The sequence below is a fragment of the Hyphomicrobium sp. genome (genome assembly GCF_035572195.1).
GTDB lineage: Bacteria > Pseudomonadota > Alphaproteobacteria > Rhizobiales > Hyphomicrobiaceae > Hyphomicrobium_B.
Map to the genome: position 1 here is coordinate 1 of NZ_DATNBA010000026.1, position 3,849 is coordinate 3,849.

Annotated in this window: 3 protein-coding genes; 1 reads left to right on the forward strand and 2 read right to left on the reverse strand. The window is 61.8% G+C overall.

The features are described 5' to 3' along the window. Together VN623_RS02535 and VN623_RS02540 are read right to left on the reverse strand one after the other, a co-directional pair. Positions 1-1,130: NADP-dependent isocitrate dehydrogenase (locus tag VN623_RS02535; protein ID WP_325567797.1), on the reverse strand; the 1,130-nt coding region annotated here is incomplete at its 3' end. Between the two features lie 116 nt (positions 1,131-1,246). Next, positions 1,247-2,443, reverse strand: coding sequence for a glycosyltransferase family 87 protein (locus VN623_RS02540; RefSeq protein WP_325567799.1), 1,197 nt, complete (start codon positions 2,441-2,443; stop codon positions 1,247-1,249). 185 nt (positions 2,444-2,628) lie between these two features. On the opposite strand from VN623_RS02540, the gene VN623_RS02545 reads away from it, so the two are divergent. After that, positions 2,629-3,849 (forward strand): RNA methyltransferase (locus VN623_RS02545; protein WP_325567801.1); only part of this gene is annotated, 1,221 nt, incomplete at its 3' end.

The window sequence follows — 3,849 nt, forward strand, 5'->3', positions numbered from 1 at the left end:
AGGATCGCCAGATCCTTGGTCATGAATCCTTGCTCGACCGTTTCCACGCAGACGCGCTCCAGCGTCTCCGCAAAATGCTGGACCTCGGGAGTGCCGTCGAACTTGCCGCGGTACCACAGCCCACGCGTCCAGGCGAAGATCGAGGCGATCGGATTGGTGGAGGTCGCCTTGCCTTTTTGGTGCTCCCGGTAGTGCCGCGTGACCGTGCCATGCGCTGCTTCCGCTTCGACCGTGCGCCCATCCGGGCTCATCAGCACCGAGGTCATCAGACCCAGCGAGCCGAATCCTTGCGCGACAAGATCGGACTGCACATCGCCGTCGTAATTCTTGCACGCCCAGATGAAACCGCCGGACCATTTCAGCGCTGAAGCGACCAGATCATCGATCAGCCGGTGTTCGTACGTGATGCCGGCCTGCTGGAACTTCTGCTTGAACTCGCGCTCGTAGATTTCCTGAAAGATGTCCTTGAAACGGCCGTCATAGGCTTTGAGGATGGTGTTCTTAGTCGAAAGATAGACGGGATAATTGCGCGCCAGACCATAGTTGAGCGACGCCCGGGCGAATTCCCGGATCGAGGCATCGAGATTGTACATTGCCATCGCGATGCCGGCGCCAGGGGCGTTGAAAACTTCTTTTTCGATCACCGCGCCGTCGTCGCCGGTGAATTTGATTGTCAGCTTGCCTTTGCTGGGAAACTTGAAGTCGGTGGCGCGGTACTGGTCGCCGTAGGCATGACGGCCGACGATGATCGGCTCGGTCCAGCCCGGCACGAGCCGCGGCACATTCTTGCAGATGATCGGTTCGCGGAAGATGACGCCGCCGAGGATGTTGCGGATCGTGCTGTTCGGGCTCTTCCACATCTCCTTCAAGTTGAATTCTTTGACGCGCGCTTCATCGGGCGTGATCGTCGCGCACTTGATGCCTACGCCGTGTTTCTTGATGGCGTTGGCGGCGTCGATGGTGATCCGATCGCCGGTCTTGTCGCGGCTCTCGATGCCGAGATCGTAGTACTCGAGTTTGACGTCGAGATACGGGTGAATGAATTTGTCCTTGATCAGCTTCCAGATGATGCGGGTCATCTCATCGCCGTCAAGCTCGACGACGGTGCCTTCGACTTTGATCTTCTGCATCGAAAAATCTCGCGGATCTGGTGGGAAATGATCGGGTCAGCGCGAGACCATAGTGGCCCGAGGTTCGCTGAAGAAGTGAAGCGTCGCCGCAGTGGTGGGGCAGATCGACGGCCGTTTCAAGCCCCCGCGAAGGGCAGCGCCGAAGCGGGGCAGGCATTGTGCGATTGTCCCGCACGCCGGTCGAGCCGTACGCGCCTCAAGATCAGTCCCATGACGACGGCGCTCGCGACGACGCCGAGCGGCACGGGTGTCGTCACAAAAAGTAATACGAGGACGTTCGCGACGATGAGGCCATAGGTCTCGACGGCATCGGTACCCGCTCTGGCGCAATGGCGCAGCAGGAAGGCCTGCGCAATCGTCAGGATCACGAGGTCGTAGACGAATTGGTACGGGCTCGCGAGCGTTATCGCGGCGGCCAAGGCGGCGGCCTTGAGGTCGAAACCGACATCGCGCCGGCTCCAGAGCCAGGCGATCGCCGCAGCGAGCACCGCGACGAGGGCGCCTTGCAGCCAGAGTGCGTGATCCGCCGATAAGCCGAGGCTGCGCGCCATTCCGAAAGCGCTTTGGATTTTTGTCGTCGATGTCGTGGTCTTGGCGAGCATCGCGACGCGCTGTAGCTGGTCGGGGAGCGCGAGCCACGGCTCGATGCCGAATGCCACGGTGGTGACTAGCGCCAACGCCACGACAGTCAGCGCCGCGGATGCAAAAGCGCGATAGTAGCCGCCCGCCAGCAGCGCCACGGGAATGAGAAGCCCGAGGTGCGGCTTTACCGATAACAGGCCGATGCAAATTCCGGCCGCAACAGGCCGCGCCGGCAACAGGATGAGGCCGAAGCCGATGAGGGCTGCCGTCAGCGAACCGTTCTGCCCGATGTAGAGATTGAGCCACGCTGCCGGCGTGGCAAGCATCAGCAGCAGATCGCGCCGGGTGGCACTGATGCGCGCGATCGCTGCGGTGAACGCGGCAAACGTCGCCAGCGTCCAGGTCAGCATCGATAGGAAGTAAGGCAGCAGTGCCAGCGACGCCGCGACGAAGAGAAAGCTCGGGGGATATGGCCACGGGAAGAAAGCGCCGTTCGGATTGCCGTCGAGTTCGTGCTGTGCCCTTTCGTGACGCACCCAATCGTAGGCAGCGAGTGGCTCGCCCTGCAGAGTGAATTTGCCGGCCGTGTAGACCCCGATGTAGTCGCCGTCGACCGCCACCCCTTGCGAATTCGTGATCCAGCCGTCGGCCGACGTTACGCCGGTCGCGAGCGCCAGCGCCCAAAACGCGATGAAAACAATCGCGATGATTGACGGCTTGTCGACAGACATCGGCGGCATAACCCTAGGCCGGGTGGGCGGCACCGCGTCCCGGTGTCTCCGGGGGCGGGACGGCCTTGACGAAGCCGGGATATTGTCACCCTGTCATTACCAAACGATTAGACGTGGCTCGACAACTCGATGTCACCGGCAAATTTTGGCGCGACGCCGGTTAGGTGTTGCCATCGGAGGTATATTTGGACGTCGAGACGGCACAGCACGAAGCGCCCCCCGAGGTTCGCACCTGCGCCGGCGAGCCCGTGCTCGGGCCACGCGACACCCGCGTGTCCGAGGTGGTCCACGCCTGCCATTCCGCATCGATCGACCAGGGGCTCGCGGCGCTTGCCATCCCAGGGTTGACGCGCGCCACTCTCGAACCCGTGCTGCAATACTGCGCCAGCCTCAAGTGCGTCGAGGATCAGGTCACCTGTCCTGGCTGCAAGCGGCGCACGGAAGTGCAAGGCATCGAGACGCTCGATCAGTTCATCTTGAGCAAGAAGGAAATCATCGTCGGTGACGGCCGCGTGCGCCTCAAAGGCGAGGGCACTGAGACCGTCACGACACCGTGCATCGAAAGCCTGGCCAAGCAGTGGTCGGGTGAAAATTATTGGTTCTGGGCGCGTCGCGTCATTCGCAAATTGCGACACGGCATCCGCCGCGCTCACATGCAGGGCGAAGCGGTGGCGGCGGAAGGCGAAACGCCGTCGATAATCCTGATGGAACCGCAGCTCGCCGACAATATCGGCATGGTGGCGCGGGCCTGCGCAAATTTCGGTATCGACGACCTTCGGCTCGTCCACCCGCGCGACGGTTGGCCGAACGAGAAGGTCCGCATCGCCGCCTCCGGGGCGAACTACATCATCGACGATGCGCGCGCTTTCGCGACACTCGACGAGAGCATCTCCGATCTGAATTGGATCGGCGCGACCACGGCACGCCAGCGCGATTTGAGGAAGCCTGTCCTGACGCCCGAGCAGGCGATCGCGGAAGTTCGCAAGCGGATCGGCCGCGGCGAGCGCTGCGGCATTCTATTTGGGCGCGAGCGCAATGGCCTCGAAACGAGCGAGGTCGCCAACGCCGACGCCTTTATTATGATTCCGGTTAATTCGCGCTTTGCCTCTCTTAACCTTGCTCAGGCGGTGCTGCTTATCGGCTACGAGTGGATGCGCGGCGACCCCGGCCGCAGTCTCGGGCGTGTCACGACCTTCGAAAAGCCATTGAGCGAAGGCCTCTACATGGGCCGCGACAGACCGGCGACGAAAGAAGAACTCATTGGCCTTTTTGAACATTTGGAACGCGAACTGGAGGCCAGCGGGTTTTTCAATCCGGCCCATCGCAAAGCCGTCGTGGCACAAAATCTCCGCACGCTGTTGACTCGGCTCAACGCGACAGATCAAGAAGTTCGCACGCTTCGTGGC

What these genes read in the sequence shown, in the direction of transcription:
- VN623_RS02540 (WP_325567799.1), bottom strand. Translation starts at nt 2,443, where the DNA reads ATGTCTGTCGACAAGCCGTCAATCATCGCGATTGTTTTCATCGCGTTT.